Consider the following 19,412-nt stretch of genomic DNA (forward strand, 5'->3'; position numbering starts at 1 on the left):
GCTACTTCATGCTGACCCGGTCAGGACTTCTTCAAGTCAACGATCGTCAGGGCGGCAGTGGAGGTATCATCCGCACCTCCGAGGGCGCCGGCAACGTCGGTCTGCATGCCGGAGTTCATGCCACCGGGGTTGCTGCCGGCTTCCCCGCTCTTCCCGTCGCTGCCGTCGCGCCCTGTCCCGGCATCCGGCGCGGGCGCCACCTGGCCGGCACCCGCCGGAGGCGGGGCCGCGGGAATTGGAGTCACCGGGATCGGTGTCACGTGTACGGCAGGCTGGGCCGGGACGGGAAGGACAGTCACGGCCGGCACCGAAGCCGGCAGTCCGTCGTCGGCCGCCCGCATGCCGGGGACACTGTCCGGCAGGGCGGTTGCGGGAACGGGCGGCGCCGCGTCAGGCATATCAGCTGCGGGAGCAGCCGCCGTGGCGGGCAGGGGTTCCACGCTGATCGGCTGCCCGCCGTGCTCCTCGATGTCGCTGGCCAGGGTAGTCAGCATCTCTTCGGCTTCGGCAACCATGGAGGCATCACCGGCAGCTATTCCCTTCACGAGGTACTGTGCCAGGGCAAACTCAGCTGACAGTGCCGCCCGCCGCAGAAGGTGCTTGTCGGGAGTATCGCGACGGCCGGTGGTGTAGGCGGCCACGACGGCGTCCACGAAGTCCTGCTCGTTCGAAGCGACAAGCCAGGCGAAATCGTCCGCAGGGTCGCCGATCCTGAGGTCGGTCCAGCCCGTCACCGCAGTGACCCGGTGGCCCTCCACCATGAGGTTGTCCTCGTGCAGGTCCCCGTGCACCACACAGGGGTTGAAGCGCCACAAGGAGACATCCTCCAGCGCATGTTCCCACCGAAGCAGCAGTGCGGGAGGGATTTTCCCGGTGGTGGCTGCCTGGTCGAGTTCATTCAGCCTGCGCTGCCGGAATTCGTTCGGGGTGTAGCTGGGCAGGTCGGCGTTGCTGACCAGTTCCCGGGGCAGGTCATGGATCGCTGCCAGTGCGACGCCGATTTCCCGGGCCAGCGCGGCCGGACCCGCGGTGAGTTCTTCCACGCTGCGGGTGCTGCCGGCCAGGTGCGAGTACACGAACGTGCTCAAGGTCCCCAGCCGCACGCTGCCGGCTACCGTGGGCATGAGGAAGGGCAGTTCCGCGCGGATGGCCGGGGAGAAAGCCCGCAGCACCAGGTATTCCGTTTCCAGCCGGGCGCTGGCCTCGGCATGCCGCGGGGACCTCACCCGCCAGCGCTTGCCCTCCGAGTCCAGGAGCAGTGCGGAGTCGAAGTCCGCGGGGTCGTCCGGGGCAGAGCTAACGGCCGTTGGGGTCAGTCCGGGGACTGCCGCGGTTGCAACGGCTGCCAGTTCAATCGGTTTTCTTCTCACGATTCCACGGTAGATTGCCTGCCGTCCCAGAAGCCGGTCCGGCGGCGGCGAGTCTCCAGATACCTGCAAATAGGGGAGACGATGCCCACAGGGGCCGCGATGAAAATATCAATTGTCAGCCCCAGTCAGTACGGTGGATCTATGAGCCACGCGGAGTCTGTTTCACCCGTCCAGCAGGGGCAGCCGGCAACGCTGCCCGCCAACCACCTCATGGACACCCTGCTTCCTGTCAGGCCGGCGCTGCTGGACCGTGCATCGGCTGAGCGCGCGGCCCCGGGATTCGTGGACGACCTCCTGGCCCAACCAGGAACGCAGGCGGTTGTCCTGTGCGGGCGGCAGGGCCTGGTGCAGGGCGAAGGCCTTTTCGTCACGGGTGCAAGGCAACTGCTGGACAGCCTCACTGCAGGCGGCTGTGCCCCGGAATTGATCATTTACCTGGGATCCGCCCTTTCGGATTCAGACTTTGCGGCAGGAACGGGCCTGCTGCTTTTTGTCCTGCCTGAGCCGGCTGCACCCGGGACAGCGGGCGTGCCGTCGGACGCGCGCTGGGCTAGTTTCCGTGATGTGGCTGCAGGGCTGACTGAAACCCATACCGCGCTGTTTGTTGAAGCCAGCGCCATCGCCAACTGGCATGCCGGGCACACACACTGTCCGCGCTGCGGAACGCCTACGAAGGTGGAGTCCGGCGGCTGGGTTCGGCGGTGCCCGGCAGACTCGTCGGAACACTTCCCCAGGACGGATCCCGCCATCATTGTTACGGTGGTGGGTCCGGACGACAGGCTGCTGCTGGGCGGTGGCGGGCCGGTGGATGCCCGGAACTATTCCCTGCTGGCGGGCTTTGTGGAACCCGGCGAGTCGCTTGAGCAGGCAGTGGTCCGCGAAATTTACGAGGAGGTGGGAGTGCGGGTCACCGCCTGCCAGTACCTCGGCTCGCAGTCCTGGCCTTTCCCTGCCTCCCTTATGCTTGGATTTACCGCCGTCACCGAAGACGCCGAGGCAAGGCCCGACGGCGTTGAGGTCACCAGGGCGCGCTGGTTCAGCCGGGAGGAACTCCAGGATGCTGTGCTCAGCGGTGAGATCACCATCTCCAGCCGGCTCTCCATTGCCCGCTCTTTGATAGAGCACTGGTACGGCGGACGGATCCAGGACCGCACCGGCGCCTGAGACCAGCACGAATCCACCAGACCTCCAGCATGCGGTAGTCGAGACAACCAGCATGCGGTAGTCGAGACCAAGAGCAGCAGAAGTGACTACAGAGCATTTAGACGCGGCACCCTCCCTGGAGGACCGCATCCTCGGGGGATTGGACGCGGAGCAGCGGGAAGTCGCCAGCACGCTGAACGGCCCGTTGTGTGTCCTGGCAGGTGCGGGAACGGGCAAGACCCGCGCCATCACGCACCGCATCGCTTACGGTGTCCACTCCGGCGTCTACAGCCCGCAGCGGCTGCTCGCCGTGACCTTTACGGCCCGTGCCGCCGCCGAGATGCGCAGCCGGCTCCGGGACCTCGGCGCAGGGAACGTGCAGGCACGGACCTTCCACGCAGCCGCCCTGCGCCAGCTCCAGTTCTTCTGGCCGCAGGCGGTGGGCGGAACCCTGCCTCAACTTTTGGACCATAAGGCGCAGATGCTGGCCGAGGCTGCACGCCGGCTCCGGCTCAGCACCGACAGGGCCTCCATTCGGGACCTCGCCTCTGAAATCGAGTGGGCCAAGGTGTCCATGCTGACACCGGCCAACTATCTCGAAAATGCCCAGGAGAGGGGAACCCCCGGGGGATTCGACCTCACTGCCGTTGCGCGCGTCTTCCAGTCCTACGAGGACGTGAAGACGGACCGCAACGTCATCGACTTCGAGGACGTCCTGCTGATCACTGTGGGCATCCTGCAGGAGGACGAGAAGGTGGCCGCCACGGTCCGCGAACAGTACCGGCACTTTGTGGTTGACGAGTACCAGGACGTTTCCCCGCTGCAGCAGCGGCTCCTGGAGCTCTGGCTCGGGGGCAGGGACGAACTCTGCGTCGTCGGCGATGCCAGCCAGACCATCTACTCCTTCACCGGGGCTTCCCCAAAGCACCTGCTGGACTTCAAGGCCCGCTACCCGCAGGCCAACGTCGTCAAGCTGGTCCGGGACTACCGTTCCACGCCCCAGGTGGTGAAACTCGCCAACGACCTGCTCGCCAACCGCCGCAGCGGCGGCCCGGCGGCCGACGCCGCGTGGGCGGCTCCGCTCCAGCTCGTGGCCCAGCGGCCCGCAGGGCCCGCACCGCAGTTCACGGAATGCGCAGACGATGAAGCGGAAGCCGCCACCGTTGCGCAGAAAATCAAGGCGCTGCTCGAGGCCGGCACCGCCGCCAGCGAGGTGGCTGTGCTGTTCCGCACGAACGGACAGTCCGAGGCGTACGAACAGGCCCTGGCTGCCGCCGGGATTGGGTACCAGCTGCGGGGAGGAGAGCGCTTCTTCGCCCGCAAGGAGGTCCGGGACGCCATTCTGCAGCTGCGCGCGGCAACCCGGGCGGTTGCAGAAACGGATGGCCCAGAACCCCTCGGCCAGCTGGTCAGGGACATTGTTTCCTCGCTCGGCTACACGGACTCGCCACCCCACAGCGGCGGCGCCCTCCGGGAACGGTGGGAGTCATTGGCAGCGCTGGTGGCACTTGCCGATGAACTGGTCCAGTCCCGCGGCCCGCAGTTTGGCCTTGCCGACTTCGTGAACGAGCTCCAGGAACGTTCGCTTGCCCAGCATGCCCCAACGGTGCAGGGCGTGACGCTTGCTTCCCTGCACGCGGCGAAGGGCCTGGAGTGGGACGCGGTGTTCCTGGTGGGCCTCAGCGAAGGACTGATGCCAATCTCCTTTGCTGATTCACCCGAATCCGTGGATGAGGAACGCCGGCTTCTGTATGTCGGAATCACCCGTGCGCGTGAGTACCTGCACCTCTCGTGGTCCACCGCCAGAACGCCGGGCGGCCGGGCCAACCGGAAACCCTCAAGGTTCCTTGACGGGCTTCGCCCCGACTCGGTGGCGGCCTCAGGCGTCAGGGGAAAGGTAACGGTGTCCCGCCGGAAGGCTGCCGCTCCTGCCGTGTGCAGGGTCTGCGGGAGCATGCTCGCCACGGGCGCCGAACGCAAGGTGGGGCGCTGCAACTCCTGTCCGCCCAGCTATGAGGAACAGACCTTCGATGCGCTTCGGAACTGGCGCCGGGATGTTGCCCTTTCCGCGGAGGTGCCGGCCTTCGTGGTGTTCACCGATGCAACCCTGACCGCCATCGCCGAGGCGCGGCCCGCCTCCCTCGAAGAGCTCGCGTCGCTGGCGGGGGTAGGACCGTCAAAACTGGAACGCTACGGGGAAGACGTTCTGCGGGTCCTCTCGGAAAGCACCGCCCTGTGATGCCCGGCCACGCGGACAGGACCAGAGGGACGCAGCCAGGACGAGCTCCAATGACCACTGACGACGGAGCGCCCGTGGTGGTGCGGCGTTCCGCCCGGCGCACCCGCACTGTGGCAGCCTTCTGGGAAAACGGTACGGCGGTAGTTGCCATCCCCGCCCGGTTTACGGCCGCCCAGGAGGCCGAATGGGTGCACAAAATGGTCGCCAAGCTGCAGCGCCAGGGGGAACGGCGGGCCGCTGGGGGCAGGAGGCGCCCGGCCTCCGACGACGCCCTCGCCGAACACGCCGCGCACTTATCGGCACGGTACCTCGGGGGACGCGCCGTGCCGACCTCCGTCCGCTGGGTCAGCAACCAGAACTCGCGGTGGGGGTCAGCCACCCCCGCCGAAGGGACCATCCGGCTGTCGGACAAGCTCCGCCCGATGCCCCAATGGGTGATCGACTACGTCCTGCTGCATGAGCTGGCCCACCTGCTGGTTGCCGCGCACAACGCGTCCTTTTGGAAGCTGCTCGACGCGTACCCGGAAATGGAGCGGGCCAAGGCGTTCCTGGAAGGCGTTTCGTTTGCCACGGGGCGCGGCCTGCCCGGCACTGATGCCGACTAAAGCAAAGCAGGCAACATTGCCGGGCGCCGGCGCCGCGTCTTAACCCTTCGGCTGGCCCGCCTGACCTTCGTCCGGCAGCCCATCGCCGCCGTCGTCCTTGCCGGTACCGTCCTCAGCCTGGCCCCCGGCGCCGCTTTCCCCTTCCGCGCCTGCAGCCGGAGCAGCGTCGAAGCCGCCGCTGAGCAGTTTCTGCAGGGCGTCATCCACTTCGCTGTCACTTGCCTCGGCCAGTTTGCGCCGTCCGCTGAAGCCCTCGGGATCGTCCAGATCCTGGGCAGTAGGCAGCAGGTCCGGGTGCTGCCAGATGGCGTCCCGGCCGTCGATGCCGCGTTCTTCCTTAAGGGTGGCCCACAGAGTCGCGGCATCACGCAGCCTGCGGGGCCTCAGCTCGAGGCCCACGAGGGAAGCAAAGGCGTGCTCGGCCGGCCCCCCCGTTGCGCGGCGGCGCCGTACGGTTTCCCGCAGCGCGCCCGCGGACGGCAGCACCTTCTCCGTGGCTGCTGCGGTGAGCTCATCCACCCATCCCTCCACCAGTGCCAGCGCCGTCTCCAGTTTTTCAAGGGCCTGTTCCTGCGCAGGGGTCCGCTGGGGCATGAACACACCCTGGGAAAGGGCCTCCTGGATGCCCTCCGGGTTGCTGGGATCGAGGTCCCGCGCAAGTTCCTCAATCCGGGAGGTGTCGATGTGGATTCCGCGGGCGTAAGCCTCAATGGCACCCAGGAGGTGGCCGCGAAGCCATGGAACCTGGACGAAGAGGCGGGCGTGGGCTGCTTCCCGCACGGCGAGGAAGAGACGGATGTCGTTCTCGGGAAGGGAGAGGCCTTCGCCGAAGGCGGCGACGTTGGCCGGCAGCAGGGCCATTTCAAGGTCCGCGAGGGGGACGCCGATGTCAGTGGAGCTGACAACGTCCGCGGAGAGGGCGCCGATGGCCTGCCCCAACTGCATGCCGAAAATGGCGCCGCCCATGTTCTGGAGCATGGAGGAGGCGCCGCCCATCATGGACTTCATTTCCTCGGGCATCTGCTCCGTCATGGCTGAGGAGAGGGCGTTGGCGATGCTGTTGGCCACCGGCTCCGTCAGCCTCTTCCAGGTGGGGAGCGTGGCCTCAACCCATTCCGCCCGGGACCAGGCGCGGCCGATCAGGCCAGTGGCGGGAAGGTCCGTGACGGGGTCCAGCCACAGCTCAGCAAGGCGAAGGGCCTCATCGACGTCGCGGGACTGCTGGGACGTCACTGAGGGGTCCGAGCCCGCGGCAGCAACACGGCGTGCATTGTCGTGCGCCAGTGTCCAGTTCACCGGGCCCTCGGACGGGGCGCTCATCATCGCCTGTACCTGGGAGAACATCTGTGCCAGCAGGTTGGGGTCATTGGGCAGGCCGGCAGCCTTGGCCAGCTCGGCGGGGTCGAAATTCTCCATTCCCCTGCCGCCCATCAGGTTCTGCAGCATCTCGGTCAACGGATCCTTGGGGGTGTCATCCCCGTTGGAAGGATTGAGTGGATTGGAGGTCATGATCCCGCCGATCGTCGGTGTGACTGTCAACCTTCACGGTACCGCGGCCACACCCGGCTGTCTGCCGCACGGCGTTACCGTTCGCTCTAGGCAAAGACCGGGGCAAGGGCGGTGATCCACCGGCACCGCGTAGTCTTGGTTGAGTGACTACAACCCGCGGCGGCCACCCTTCCGAGGACCACGCTCCTGAACTCTTCACACACCCCCTACCTGCGCAAACAGCGGAAGCAAGGGTCGACGGCGGTCCTGCCGGCGAAGAGGTCCCGCATGCTTCGGCTCCAGAGGCAGCAGAGCCCCGGGACAGGAAGGTGTCGGCAATGCTCCTTTCGGGCATGGCCGCGTTGGGGCTGGGGGTCGCCGTCGGTACACTCCCTGTCCCTTACGTCGTCGAGTCGCCTGGCCCCACCTACAACACCCTGGGGGAGAGCCGGGGGAGCCCCGTCATCAGCATCACGGGCCGGGAAACCTACCCGGCCAAAGGGAACCTGGACCTGACCACGGTCTACGTGGACGGCGGGCCCAACGGGCCGGTCAGCATCCTGGACGCCTTCTCCGCCTGGCTCGACCCGGCAAAGGCCGTCCATCCGGTGGAGCTGATCTATCCCAACGGCACCACCAAGGAAGAGGCTGAGGAGCAGAGCTCGGTGGCCATGACCACCAGCCAGGAAAATGCAGTGGCCTCCGCCCTCAACGAACTGGATATTCCCTTCGGCCAGCAGCTCCAGGCCGCGGACCTCCCGGAGGACTCGGCGTCGGCCGGGAAAATCGAAGCCGGGGACATCCTGAAAACCATCAACGGCAAAGACATCACCTCGTTGGCCGTCGTCCAGGATGAGCTGGCGGCAGGCAAAGGCGCACCCGTGTCTGTGATGGTGGAGCGTGGCGGAGAGCCGGTCACCGTGGACATCACTCCCAAGGACAACGGTGAGGGCCGGTTCATCCTTGGAGTGATGCTGAAGTACCTCTTCACCTTCCCGTTTGACGTCGAAATATCCCTGGAGAAGGTGGGGGGTCCCAGCGCCGGGCTGATGTTCTCCCTCGGCATCATTGACACCGTAACCCCGGGTGACCTGACCGGCGGCAAGCACATCGCCGGGACCGGCACCATCTCCCCGGACGGACTGGTCGGGCCCATCGGTGGAATTGAACAGAAATTGCAGGGGGCAAGGTCAGCGGGCGCCACTTTGTTCCTCGCGCCGGCCGCAAACTGCGGGGAAGTGGTGGGGCGCATCCCTGACGGCCTGCAGGTGGTCAAGGTGGAGAACCTGGCCGGGGCGCGCGACGCCGTTGAACGCGTTGCCGGCGGTCAGGACACGTCAGGCCTCCCAACGTGCTCAAGCAACTAGACTGGGCGCAACTAGATTCGACAGGAACTAAGCTTTACCGCCACTCGTGGCAAATAATGACGGACGAAACCAGCCGTTTGACCGGTGCCGGACGTCGCTCGCACACACGCTTCGAATAATCTGACGACCAGCTATGAGGTACCCAGTTTGTCCCGTCCCGCCAGCACCATGTCCACAGGCAGGCCCCCTTCACGACGCGGGGCGTTGACGCCCACCCTGATCGTTGTCGCCCTGGTGGTAGTGGGCTTCATCTTCTTTGCCAACGTCTGGACCGATGTCCTCTGGTACCGGCAGCTCGGATTCATCGAGGTCTTCCTCACCGAAAACCTCGCCCGGATCGGCATCTTTGCTGCCGGTTTCGCCGTCATGTTCCTGGCGGTCTTCTTCGCCATCCGCATCGCCTACAACACCAGGCCGGTATACGCCCCCGACTCCGAGATCCGGGACAACCTCAACCGGTACCAGGCCCAACTGGAACCCGTCCGCCGGGTTGTCATGATCGGCCTGCCCGTCCTCTTCGGCCTCTTCGCCGGCAGCGCGGCCGCGAGCCAGTGGCAGAAGGTCCTCCTGTTCTTCAACCAGGAGCCCTTCGGACAGCCTGACCCGGAATTCAACATGGACATCAGCTTCTACCTGATGACTCTGCCGTTCCTTGGTTTCATCACCGGATTCCTGATCAGCGTTGTGGTTATCGCCGGAATTGCGGGCATCCTCACGCACTACCTGTACGGCAGCATCCGCCTGATGGAACGCGGTGTTTTCACCAGCCGCGCCGCGCAGATCCATATCGCAGTCACCGGTGCTGCGTTCCTGGTGCTTCTGGGCATCAACTTCTGGCTGGACCGGTTCACAGCAGTACAGAGCAACAGCGGCCGCTGGGCCGGCGCACTCTATACGGATGTCAACGCCGTGATCCCCACCAAGGCCATCCTGGCGGTGGCGGCAGCGCTCGTTGCCATCCTGTTCGTCGTGGCTGCGGTGATCGGCAAATGGCGCCTGCCCGTCATCGGAACCGCGATGCTGGTCATCACCTCAATCCTGGCCGGCGGTGTCTACCCGTGGGTAATCCAGCAGTTCCAGGTCCGTCCCTCGGAAGAGACGCTGGAAAGGGAATTCATCCAGCGCAACATTGCGAACACGCGGGCGGCCTACGGCCTGGACAAGATCCAGGTGGACCGGTACGAGGCGACCAACACCGCCAGCACAGGAGCCCTGGCACCGGACGCCCAGACCACGGCAAACATCAGGTTGCTGGACCCGAACCTGATCTCGGATGCCTTCTCCCAGCTGGAACAGTACCGCCCGTACTACCAGTTCCCCGAGGCCCTCAACGTGGACCGCTACGAAGTGGACGGCAAAATTCAGGACACCGTGATCGCTGTCCGCGAGCTCAACCCGGCCAACGTCACCAGCAACCAGCAGGGCTGGCTGAACCAGCATGTCGTCTACACGCACGGCTACGGGGTGGTGGCGGCCAAGGGCAACAAGTTCACCGTGGACGGCAAGCCGGAATTCCTGCAGTCAGGCATCCCGTCAAACGGCGTCTTGGGCGACGATTCCACGTACGAGCCGCGGATCTACTTCGGGGAGTCCTCGCCGGACTACTCAATCGTTGGCGCGCCGGATGGCGCGGCGCCGCGTGAGCTGGACCGCCCGTCCGGGCGGGAAGGCGGGGAGACCCAGTACACCTTCAAGGGCAACGGCGGGCCCAACGTTGGCAGCTTCTTCAACAGGGTGCTTTACGCCATCAAGTTCCAGTCCTCGGACCTGTTGCTCTCCGACGGCGTGAACCCCGAGTCGCAGATCCTGTACGACCGCAACCCGCGGGATCGGGTTGAGAAGGTGGCCCCCTACCTGACGGTGGACGGCAACGCCTACCCGGCTGTGGTGGACGGCCGGGTCAAGTGGATCGTGGACGGCTACACCACCAGCCAGTACTACCCATACTCGCAGCAGGAACAGCTCTCGGATGCGACCGCGGACTCGCAGACCACATCCGGGCGTACTGTCGCGCTGCCCAACAGCACGGTCAACTACATCCGGAACTCCGTGAAGGCCACCGTCGATGCCTACGACGGTTCGGTAACGCTTTACGCGTGGGATGACCAGGACCCGCTGCTGAAGTCCTGGCAGAAGGTGTTCCCCACCTCGCTCAAGCCCTACTCCGAGATGTCCGGCGACGTCATGAGCCACGTCCGCTACCCGGAGGACCTGTTCAAGGTCCAGCGCCAGTTGCTGGGGGAATACCACGTAACGGATCCTTCCAGCTTCTACCAGACGAAGGATGTCTGGAGTGTCCCGAACGATCCCACCGTCGACTCGGAGAGCGGCGTCAAGCAGCCGCCGTTCTACATGTCCCTGCAGATGCCGGACCAGGACAAGCCGGCCTTCCAGCTGACGTCGTCGTTCATTCCGCAGATCGTCAATGGAAACGCACGCAACGTCCTGTACGGGTTCCTCGCGGCGGACTCCGATGCCGGCAACCAGGCCGGCGTCAAGGCCGAGAGCTATGGTAAATTGCGGCTGCTGCAGATTCCGCCGGAGATCCAGGTCCCCGGCCCCGGGCAGGCGCAAAACAAGTTCAACTCGGACCCCACCGTGTCCCAGGCCCTGAACCTGCTGCGCCAAGGTGCTTCCGACGTCCTGAACGGCAACCTGCTCACCCTTCCGGTGGGCGGCGGCATTCTCTACGTCCAGCCGGTTTACCTCAAATCCACGGGTGAAACGTCCTACCCCACCCTGCAGCGCGTCCTGGTGGCCTTTGGCGACAAGGTGGGCTTTGCCCCGACGCTCGATGAGGCCCTGAAGCAGCTCTTCGGCGGCGACTCCGGAGCCGCCGCGGGTGACTCGGACAACAACGGGCAGGCACCTGCCGATCCCGCCGCGCCCACAACACCGGCGGGCGCTGACGCCAAGGCTGAACTGAAGGCGGCGCTGGACGAAGCGAATGCCGCCATCCAGGCAGGTCAGGCAGCCCTTTCAGCCGGCGACTTTGCCGCCTACGGCGAGGCACAGGAGCGAATTTCGGCAGCACTCAAGCGGGCGACGGAGGCGGAGGCCAAGATTCCGGTTGCCGCACCGGAGGCCACCCCGGCTCCAGCAGCCACGGGCGTACCTGAGGCCAGCCCTTCGCCCTCACCCACCAGCTGATCACGACGACGGCACACGGCACCTGCTCCTTCCTTGGGGCAGGTGCCGTTTCCGCTTTCGAGACGGAGATCACGCCGCCCCGATTTGGCCTGGTGTTTACGTGCCGGTAAAGTAGTTCTTGCGACGCGGGGTGGAGCAGTTCGGTAGCTCGCTGGGCTCATAACCCAGAGGTCACAGGTTCAAATCCTGTCCCCGCAACTGATGGAAGTCCGGACACTGGAAACAGTGTCCGGACTTTTTTGGTTAGGACCGGGTATCGGGCAGTTGGTGCGGGTAACACTGGATCGGGATTCTTTAGGGCCGAAAACCAGGTGGAAAAACCGGCCGGCGAAATAGGGTAGTGTTGGTTGAGCGACGCGGGGTGGAGCAGTTCGGTAGCTCGCTGGGCTCATAACCCAGAGGTCACAGGTTCAAATCCTGTCCCCGCAACTATACGAAGACCCTGGTCGGCCAGCAGCCGGCCAGGGTCTTCCTTTTCCTTGAGTACGGGCAGTTCCTAGTATTCTCTTTCGCAGAGCCTCACACACCTCGTGAGCACTTGGCCAGTCATCCTCGAGAGGAATGTTGTTCGATGTCCACACCCACGAAGAAGCCCGGTACCGCGGCGGGCAAGCGGTCGCGACTTTACTGGGGGGTTCCTGCCGTCCTGGCAGGGCTGGTCCTCGTGGTGCTGGTCGCCAAGTGGCTGATGGGCCTGCCCGCCATGGCATCCTTCGTGGCGGACTATCCGGGCCACTCGGAGCTTCCGGACAACGCGCCTGTGGGTTTTCCTGCCTGGCTGGGCTGGCAGCACTTCCTGAACGCGTTCTTCCTGCTGCTGATTGTCCGCACCGGGTGGCAGGTGCGGACAACCACGCGGCCCAGCGGGCACTGGACCCGGAATAACAAGGGCATGATCAAGACGAAGAACGCGCCCACAAAGATCACCCTTGAGCTGTGGTTCCACCTGACGCTGGATGCCCTGTGGATCCTCAACGGACTGATTTTCGCAGTCCTGCTGTTTGCCACCGGGCAGTGGATGCGAATCGTTCCCACCAGTTGGGATGTCTTCCCCAACGCCCTCTCAGCAGCCCTGCAGTACGCATCCCTTGACTGGCCCACCGAGAACGGCTGGATCAACTACAACGCGCTCCAGCTGCTTTCCTACTTCGTGACGGTTTTCATCGCCGCGCCGCTGGCCTTCATCACCGGTTTGCGCATGTCCGGTGCATGGCCCAAGAAGGCGGCAGGGCTTAACAGGGCCTTCCCCATTGAATGGGCGCGCGCCGTCCACTTCCCGGTGATGATCTACTTCGTGGCTTTCACTGTGGTGCACGTATTCCTGGTGCTCGCCACGGGGGCCCTGCGCAACCTCAACCATATGTACGGCGCACGGGATGACGACGGCTGGTTCGGCTTCTGGGTCTTCCTGGCCTCTGTTGCTGTGATGGTGGCTGCCTGGTTCCTGGCCCGCCCGCTCTTCCTGCGCCCCATTGCTTCCTTGATGGGCAAGGTCACCCGCTAGCTCCAGCTAGCCGTCCTTGAGCTTCTGGTAAGCCGCCAGCGCGCGTTCCCGCGACCCGGCCAGTTCCACCAGGGGCCTGGGGTAGCCGTCCGTCTCTGCGGTCCACGGTTCGTGGATGTCCTTGCCTGATAGGCCTTTCAGTTCAGGTATGAAGGCGCGCAGGTAGCTGCCGTCGGCGTCGAACTTCCTGCTCTGCGTCACCGGGTTAAAGATCCGGTAGTACGGTGAGGCATCTGCGCCGGAACCTGCCACCCATTGCCAGTTCGCGGGGTTGTTGGCCCCATCCGCGTCCACCAGGGTGTCCCAGAACCATTCCTCCCCAACCCGCCAGTCGGTCAGGAGGTTCTTGACCAGGAAGGATGCTGCGGCCATCCGCACGCGGTTGTGCATCCACCCTGTCTGCCAGAGCTGGCGCATTCCGGCGTCCACCAACGGGTAGCCGGTCTTGCCTTGCTGCCAGGCGGCAAGTTCCTTGGCGCTCAGGGATCCCCACTGGAAGTTGTCGAAGGCGGAGCGGAAGTTGCGCGTGGCCAGGTCCGGGTTGTGGTATAGAAGGTGCCAGTTGAACTCGCGCCAGCCCAGCTCGGAACGGAAAGTTCCGACATCGGCCGGCACCTTCCGGGGAAACCGGCGGCGGATTTCCTGCCAGACCCGGAACGGGCTGACCTCACCGAAACGCAGGTGTGGTGACAGCCGGCTGGTTCCTTCGGTGCCCGGAGTGTTCCTGCCGGTGGCGTAATCCTCGATCGGGCCGTCCATGAAGTCTTCAAGCCGACGGAGCGCGCCTTCCTCGCCGGGTTCCCAGGTGGCGGCGAGCCCTCCGCTCCAGTCGGGGGAGGAGGGCAACAGCTTCCAGCTGCTGAGGGCGTCACTGGCCGGGAGGCCACGTTGTGGGGCTGCCGGTCGTGGCAGGGTGGAGGAGGTGTCCAGGGGCTTACGGATCTCACCGGACGCGAGGCAGGCCCGCCAGAACGGCGAGTAAACCTTGTACGGTCCTCCGGCGCCGGTGCGGATGGTCCAGGGCTCAAAAAGGAGGTTGGCCTGGAAGCTGGAGGCCTCGATTCCGTTCCCGAGGGCCCAGTTTTTTATGGCGGCGTCGACAGTGCGCTCCGGCAACCCGTACCGGCGGTTCCAGAAGAGGTGCCCGGCATCGGTTTCAGCCGCCAGTTCCGCGATCACCACGTCGGCTGGTCCGCGGCGCAGGAGCAGCCGTGAGCCCCTGGCCTCAAGCGAAGCGCCCAGTGCAGCCAGGGAGTGATGCAGCCACCACCTGGTGGCTCCTCCCAGCGGCCGGATTCCTTCGGACTCTTCATCAAGGATGTAGACGACGGTCAGCGGCAGGCCGAGGGCTGCGGCTTCGGCCAGTGCCGGGTTGTCGTCCAAGCGAAGATCGTCGCGGAGCCAGACCAGGGACGTCTTAGTGGGGGGAGCCATGCCTCCACGCTACACATCGGGAGAACGCGTGAGGGCCAGGACGTCCGGTCCTGGCCCTCACTTGTGTGTAGTTACAGCTTGTCGAAGTCGGCTTCTTCCACTGTGGACGCGGAGCCGAGAGTTTCGGATGCGCCAATAGCGGGCTTTGACGAATTACCTGACTTCAGCGCGGCCAGGCGGGCTTCGATTTCCACCTGCTCACCAAGGTCCTCCAACTGGTTGAACTGGGCGTCCAGGCTTGAGGCTGCCAGTTCCTGCTGGCCGCGGACCTTTGCTTCCTCGCGGCGGATCTTCTCCTCGAAACGTCCCACCTCGCTGGTGGGGTCCAGGATGTCGATGCTCTTGATGGCGTCATGGACCTGGGACTGCGCTGCTGCGGTCTTGGACCGGGCCACCAGTTCATTACGCTTGCTGGTCAGCTGGTTCAGCTTGTTCTTCATCTGGTCAAGGCCGGTCTTGAGCTTATCAACCACCTCGCGCTGGGAGTTGATGGCCGGTTCGGCGCCCTTGGCCTCGTTCTCAGCAGCCATCTGGCGCTGCAGGGCCACCTTGGCGAGGTTGTCGAATTTCTCGGCGTCCACCACGTCGCCGCTGGCGCGGAATTCATCGGCTTTACGGGAAGCAGCAAGTGCCTTGTTGCCCCAGTCGCGGGCGTTCTTCACGTCCTCGTTGTAGTCATCCTCAAGCATCCGGAGGTTGCCAATGGTCTGCGCGACGGCGGATTCAGCTTCGGCGATGTTGTTGGTGTAGTCCCGGACCATTTGGTCCAGCATCTTCTGGGGATCTTCAGCGTTGTCCAGCAAGGAGTTGATATTCGCCTTTGCCAGCTGCGCGATCCGGCCGAAAATGGACTGCTTAACCATGGTGTTACCCTTTCGTCCTGCTCTGTGGTGACCACTGAAATCAGTGAACAGTTGTGGTACTGCCGTGTGCCTGCCCGCCGAATTGAAGGACAGGGCCCTGGAAACCTAGAAGTCGCCGCCTCCGCCGGAGTCTCCACCCCAGCCGCCGAAATCGCCGCCGCCGAAGTCGCCGCCGCCCCAGCCGCCGCCGTCGCTGTGACCGCCGCCCCAGCCGGCATGTCCGCCGCCATTGAGAATCGAGTTGATGAGGATGCCGCCCAGGATGGCACCGCCCAACCCACCGCCGCCGCCTCCGCCGAACATGCCGCCGCGGCCGTAGCCCTGGTTTGCGTAGCCGCCGAAGTGGTCCACATCAGCCTGGGCCAACTGGGCTGCCTGTGCCGCGAGAGCGTGGGCCTGCTGGGCGTAGGTAAGTGCCGTCACGGGATCGGTGCGTGAGATGGACAGTGCGTAGTCCAGATTCCGCTGCGACTCTGCCAGCCGGGTACGCGCCTCGGTTCCCACGCCGCCTCGCCGGGCAGTGATGTAGTCGGAGGTGGCGCTGATCTGTGCCTGTGCGGACATGATGGTCTGCTGCAGCGATGCCTGTGCCCGGCGGGACTGTTCCTGTTGGTCCCTGATGCCGGTGAGGGCCTGGTCCAGCGACTGGTGTGCTGTTTCCACCCGCTGCAGAGTGGCGATGGGATCGATCTTTCCGCCCTGGATTTCCGACTTGACCTGGGCCAGGGCCGCTTCCACTCCTGCCACCGGCCCGGCAAGCTCCGGGTGGGCGCCCGACTGGATCATGGCCCGTGCCTGCGCAAGGTCCTGGGAGGTGTCCACGACCGCGGAGTCGAGGCGGGTGCGCGCCTCATCCAGGTTGGACGAGACTTTGGCGATCGCATCCAGGAGGACGTTGGTCTGATGGAGGCTCTCTTCGGCGGCCCGGACGGCCACCGCTGCCAGGCTGCCTTCGCCCTCGCTGAGCTTCTGCTGCGCGGTGGCGGTGGCGTTCTGCACGAAGGCCAGGCGCTCCTTGGCCTGCAGGATATTGTCCGAAACCTGCACCAGGGCGCTCTCGGCATACTTGGAGCGCAGGTTGGCGAGGGAGTCCTCAGCGCTGGTAATTTTTGCATCAGCCTCGCGGGCTCCGGTATTGACGGTTGCCAGTGCCTGCGGAGCGTTCTTCTCAAGTTCGCGCAGGGAGTCGAAATCGGCCTTCTGTTCCTGGAGGGAGGCCAGCGCGGCCTCGGACCGGCGGATGATCTCCCCGAACCAGGCCCGCTGCTGCTCTTCAGTGTCAGGAATGTGGTCGTCCAGCTGCTGCTGCAGCTTGAAGGACTCGCTCAGGTGGGCTTTGGCTTCATCCAGCGCCTTGGTGAAGTTTCCGACGGCGGAGTCGCCGTACTGTGCCTGGGCGAACATCAGTTCCTGCTCGCTGGACTTGATGGCGTCGTCCGCCTCGATCAGGAGTGAGCCGCTCTTACGGCGCAGTTCCTCGATGCTGAGCGAGGCCAGGGGATCCACCTGGCCCTCCTGCTGCCCAAAGCCGGCGGTAGGCTGCTGTCCGGCTGCCTTCCTGCGCTTGTTCCGGAGGTACAGGTAAGCACCCGCGCCACCAGCCGCCACGACACCGGCACCCACCAGGACTGCCGCCCCGGCACCGTCACCGGGAACGTTGCCGCTTCCGCCGCCCGCAGCATCACCGATGGCAGCTGCAGCGTTGATCGCCGCCTGCGCATAGTCCTCGTTGGCGAGTTGCGGACCAATGGCCTTGCTCTTGATGTTTTCGAGCTGGGCATTGGTGATCTTGCTGCCACCCTTGTTCAGGGTGTACTGGCGTGTTTCCGTGGCAATGGCAAAGACCAAGGCATTGGAACCCAGACCGGCCTTCTCGGCTACGGCATCCGTCCATGCTTCACGGTCTGCGGGGTTTTCAAACCTCTTGACCGTAACGACATGCAGCACGGTGGCATGCTCGGTTCCCAGCTTCTTGATGGCTTCCTGGACCTCGCCCTTTTGGGAGCCGAGGACGCCAGCGGAATCAACGATTTTGGTGGCCGGATCCAAGGTGACCGGAGGCTCCGCCCATGCCGCGCCAGCGGGCACCGCCAGCAGGCCGGTAAGGCCGATCACGGCGAGGATACGTATGAACTTTGACCGCATGTGCAAACCCTTCAGCACGCCTGACACCGATTCGGGACGAATCAGTCGTCTCAGAATCCAACAGCGCCCCCACGCTTGGTGTGAAGCCGCAGGTCGCTGTGGCAATCCATCTTGATTCTATGGTGCACCCCACAACCCGTCCATCGAGTGGAATATGCCAGAAGCGAAACGCTTTTAGGGGCCAAAACGAAGGTGGCAGCAGGGGGGCTTGATCAAGGCAGCGGCAGGTCTTCAGCAAGCTCTCAGCAAACATCCGAGCTTGTTCCAGCCGGGGAGTTCATAGTTAAAGCAGACAAGGATGAAAGGAAGTCCCATGAGCGAGAACCAGACGCCCCGGCCGGCTCCCCGGAACGGCGGCCATGAGCGGCAGGATCCCTGGGCGCAGCAGCAGGGTGCGCCGGAGGACGCCGCATCCGGGGCGCAGTGGCCGGACGCGGCCGATGACGGCAGCGGTGGGTACGGCCCGCGGCAGAATCCAACGGAGCGGCTGGATCAGCAGGGCGACAATCCGACGCAGGTACTTCCAGGGCCCCGCCCTGTTTACCCCCAGCGGCAGCCCTTCTACGGCCCGCAGCAAACCCCGGAGCAGCACAGGCCGGAACAGCAGGAGCCAGTCCAGCCTGGGCACGGCGGGTCCCACCCCAACCAACCCGGTTACGGCTATGCGGGCCAGGGTCATCAGGCGGGCTGGCAGGGCGGCCGGGACTACAACAACACGCCCGGCCTTGCCTACAACCCCAAGGACGCGCCCCGGCGGAAGGCAACGTTCGGCGTCGGCACCCTCGTGGCCAGCATCCTCGCCGCGGGATTGGTGGGAGGAAGCGTTGCCACGGTTGGGTCGGCCGAGCTCTTCGGAAATGCCGGTGCCGCCACCACTGCCCCCGGCACCAGCCAGCCCGGCACCGTGATCGTCAACAACCAGGACTCCGTCAACGAAATCACCGCAGCGGCAGTGAAGGCCTCGCCCAGTGTCGTGACCATCAGCGCGTCCACCGGCAATGCCGGCGGCACCGGCTCCGGCATCATCCTTGACGACCAGGGCCACATCCTGACGAATACCCACGTCGTCACCCTTGACGGGCAGACAGCCAACGCTGCGCTCCAGGTCCGTACCAGCGACGGCCGGGTCATCGGCGCCAAGCTCGTCGGCACTGACCCCTTGTCGGATCTCGCCGTCGTCAAGGTGGACAACGCCTCCGGACTCACCCCCGCCACCCTGGGTGACTCCGGGAAGCTCAACGTGGGGGATACGGCCATTGCGATCGGATCCCCCCTTGGCCTTACCGGCACCGTGACTGACGGTATTGTCTCAACGCTCAACAGGACCATCAGCGTGGCCTCTGCGGCAGCCCCCGAGGAGGGCGATAACGCCGAAGGCGACGACGAGGGCGGGTTCCAGTTCGCGCCTCCCGGCGGTGGACAAAGCCAGCAGGCCACGGGCCAGGGTGAGATTTCCATCAACGTGATCCAGACCGACGCAGCCATCAACCCTGGCAACTCAGGCGGAGCCCTGGTCAACAGCAACGGGGAGGTTATCGGCGTCAACGTGGCCATCGCCTCCGCGGGCTCCAGCGCGTCCTCCACGAGCGGGAACATCGGCGTCGGCTTCAGCATCCCCATCAACCACGCCAAGCGCGTGGCACAGGAAATCATTGATACCGGCAAGGCCTCCCACGGCCAGCTGGGCGTCAGCGTGAAGCCGAAGACAGCCTCCAGCTCGTCGTCGGAGTTCTCGGTAGGGGCGGATGTCGCCACGGTGGAACCCGAATCCGCAGCGGCCAAGGCCGGGATCAGGGTGGGCGACGTGATCACCAGGTTCAACGACCTCACCGTCGCTGAACCGGAGCAACTAACGGCGGCGGTCCGCGAACAGCCGGCCGGCTCCAAGGTGAAGATTACCGTCCTGCGCAATGGCCAGGAACAGACCCTTGACGTTACGTTGGGCGCAGCAGCCAGCTAGCGGTTCTCCCTCTCCAGCCCAGGGCAGGACGACGGCGGCGTCCCCGCAGAAGGCGGGAGCGTCGCCGTCGTTGCCTCCGGCAGGGCCTGCCGTGGAACTTCAAACCGGGCCCTGACACAGGCGTTAACGGAAGAGGGCACAGCG

General features: G+C 65.1%; 12 protein-coding genes and 2 tRNA genes. 9 read left to right on the forward strand and 5 right to left on the reverse strand.

What is annotated here, in order from left to right; translation table 11 throughout:
* Nucleotides 1-20: 20 nt before the first annotated feature.
* Nucleotides 21-1,370: a macrolide 2'-phosphotransferase gene (locus tag FDW81_RS00665; RefSeq protein WP_138132092.1), complete on the reverse strand. Its 1,350-nt coding sequence runs from the start codon at nucleotides 1,368-1,370 to the stop codon at nucleotides 21-23.
* Nucleotides 1,371-1,511: 141 nt separating this feature from the next.
* Here FDW81_RS00665 and nudC point away from each other — a divergent pair, with 141 nt between their 5' ends.
* The 3 genes from nudC to FDW81_RS00680 all read left to right on the forward strand — a co-directional run bounded on the left by nudC (nucleotide 1,512) and on the right by FDW81_RS00680 (nucleotide 5,357).
* Nucleotides 1,512-2,534: an NAD(+) diphosphatase gene (gene nudC / locus FDW81_RS00670; protein ID WP_138132094.1), complete on the forward strand. Its 1,023-nt coding sequence runs from the start codon at nucleotides 1,512-1,514 to the stop codon at nucleotides 2,532-2,534.
* An 82-nt stretch (nucleotides 2,535-2,616) separates the two neighbouring features.
* Nucleotides 2,617-4,752 carry an ATP-dependent DNA helicase UvrD2 gene (locus FDW81_RS00675; protein ID WP_138132096.1) on the forward strand — a complete coding sequence of 712 codons (2,136 nt, stop codon included), beginning with the start codon at nucleotides 2,617-2,619 and terminating at the stop codon, nucleotides 4,750-4,752.
* A 50-nt stretch (nucleotides 4,753-4,802) separates the two neighbouring features.
* Nucleotides 4,803-5,357, forward strand: coding sequence for a M48 family metallopeptidase (locus tag FDW81_RS00680; protein ID WP_370278631.1), 555 nt, complete (start codon nucleotides 4,803-4,805; stop codon nucleotides 5,355-5,357).
* Nucleotides 5,358-5,396: 39 nt separating this feature from the next.
* On the opposite strand, the gene FDW81_RS00685 is transcribed toward FDW81_RS00680, so the two are convergent.
* On the reverse strand, nucleotides 5,397-6,866 hold the full coding sequence (locus FDW81_RS00685) for a zinc-dependent metalloprotease (RefSeq protein ID WP_138132098.1): 1,470 nt from the start codon (nucleotides 6,864-6,866) through the stop codon (nucleotides 5,397-5,399).
* 143 nt (nucleotides 6,867-7,009) lie between these two features.
* Between FDW81_RS00685 and FDW81_RS00690 the strand changes: the two genes are divergently transcribed.
* The 5 genes from FDW81_RS00690 to FDW81_RS00710 all read left to right on the forward strand — a co-directional run bounded on the left by FDW81_RS00690 (nucleotide 7,010) and on the right by FDW81_RS00710 (nucleotide 12,866).
* Nucleotides 7,010-8,212 (forward strand): PDZ domain-containing protein, encoded by a 1,203-nt coding sequence (locus FDW81_RS00690; protein WP_240719802.1) that lies wholly within the window; start codon nucleotides 7,010-7,012, stop codon nucleotides 8,210-8,212.
* 168 nt (nucleotides 8,213-8,380) lie between these two features.
* Nucleotides 8,381-11,362, forward strand: coding sequence for a UPF0182 family protein (locus FDW81_RS00695; RefSeq protein WP_171027072.1), 2,982 nt, complete (start codon nucleotides 8,381-8,383; stop codon nucleotides 11,360-11,362).
* A gap of 124 nt (nucleotides 11,363-11,486) precedes the next feature.
* Nucleotides 11,487-11,560, forward strand: a tRNA-Met gene (locus FDW81_RS00700).
* A 157-nt stretch (nucleotides 11,561-11,717) separates the two neighbouring features.
* Nucleotides 11,718-11,791: transfer RNA gene (locus FDW81_RS00705), tRNA-Met, on the forward strand.
* 142 nt (nucleotides 11,792-11,933) lie between these two features.
* Nucleotides 11,934-12,866, forward strand: a complete 933-nt coding sequence (locus FDW81_RS00710; RefSeq protein ID WP_138132102.1) for a cytochrome b/b6 domain-containing protein — start codon at nucleotides 11,934-11,936, stop codon at nucleotides 12,864-12,866.
* A 6-nt stretch (nucleotides 12,867-12,872) separates the two neighbouring features.
* Here the strand turns inward: FDW81_RS00710 and FDW81_RS00715 are convergent, their stop codons facing one another.
* From FDW81_RS00715 to FDW81_RS00725, 3 genes are all read right to left on the reverse strand, one after another.
* Entirely contained in the window at nucleotides 12,873-14,300 is a 1,428-nt protein-coding gene (locus FDW81_RS00715) for a deoxyribodipyrimidine photo-lyase (RefSeq protein ID WP_138132104.1), read from the reverse strand.
* Nucleotides 14,301-14,371: 71 nt separating this feature from the next.
* Nucleotides 14,372-15,163, reverse strand: a complete 792-nt coding sequence (locus FDW81_RS00720; RefSeq protein ID WP_138132106.1) for a PspA/IM30 family protein — start codon at nucleotides 15,161-15,163, stop codon at nucleotides 14,372-14,374.
* A gap of 105 nt (nucleotides 15,164-15,268) precedes the next feature.
* On the reverse strand, nucleotides 15,269-17,308 hold the full coding sequence (locus tag FDW81_RS00725; RefSeq protein ID WP_138132108.1) for a TPM domain-containing protein: 2,040 nt from the start codon (nucleotides 17,306-17,308) through the stop codon (nucleotides 15,269-15,271).
* A 313-nt stretch (nucleotides 17,309-17,621) separates the two neighbouring features.
* On the opposite strand from FDW81_RS00725, the gene FDW81_RS00730 reads away from it, so the two are divergent.
* A complete protein-coding gene (locus FDW81_RS00730) occupies nucleotides 17,622-19,268 on the forward strand; it encodes a S1C family serine protease (RefSeq protein ID WP_138132110.1) in 1,647 nt (548 codons plus the stop codon).
* Nucleotides 19,269-19,412 lie beyond the last annotated feature (144 nt).

The sequence above is a fragment of the Pseudarthrobacter sp. NamB4 genome, from assembly GCF_005796185.1.
Taxonomy (GTDB): domain Bacteria; phylum Actinomycetota; class Actinomycetes; order Actinomycetales; family Micrococcaceae; genus Arthrobacter.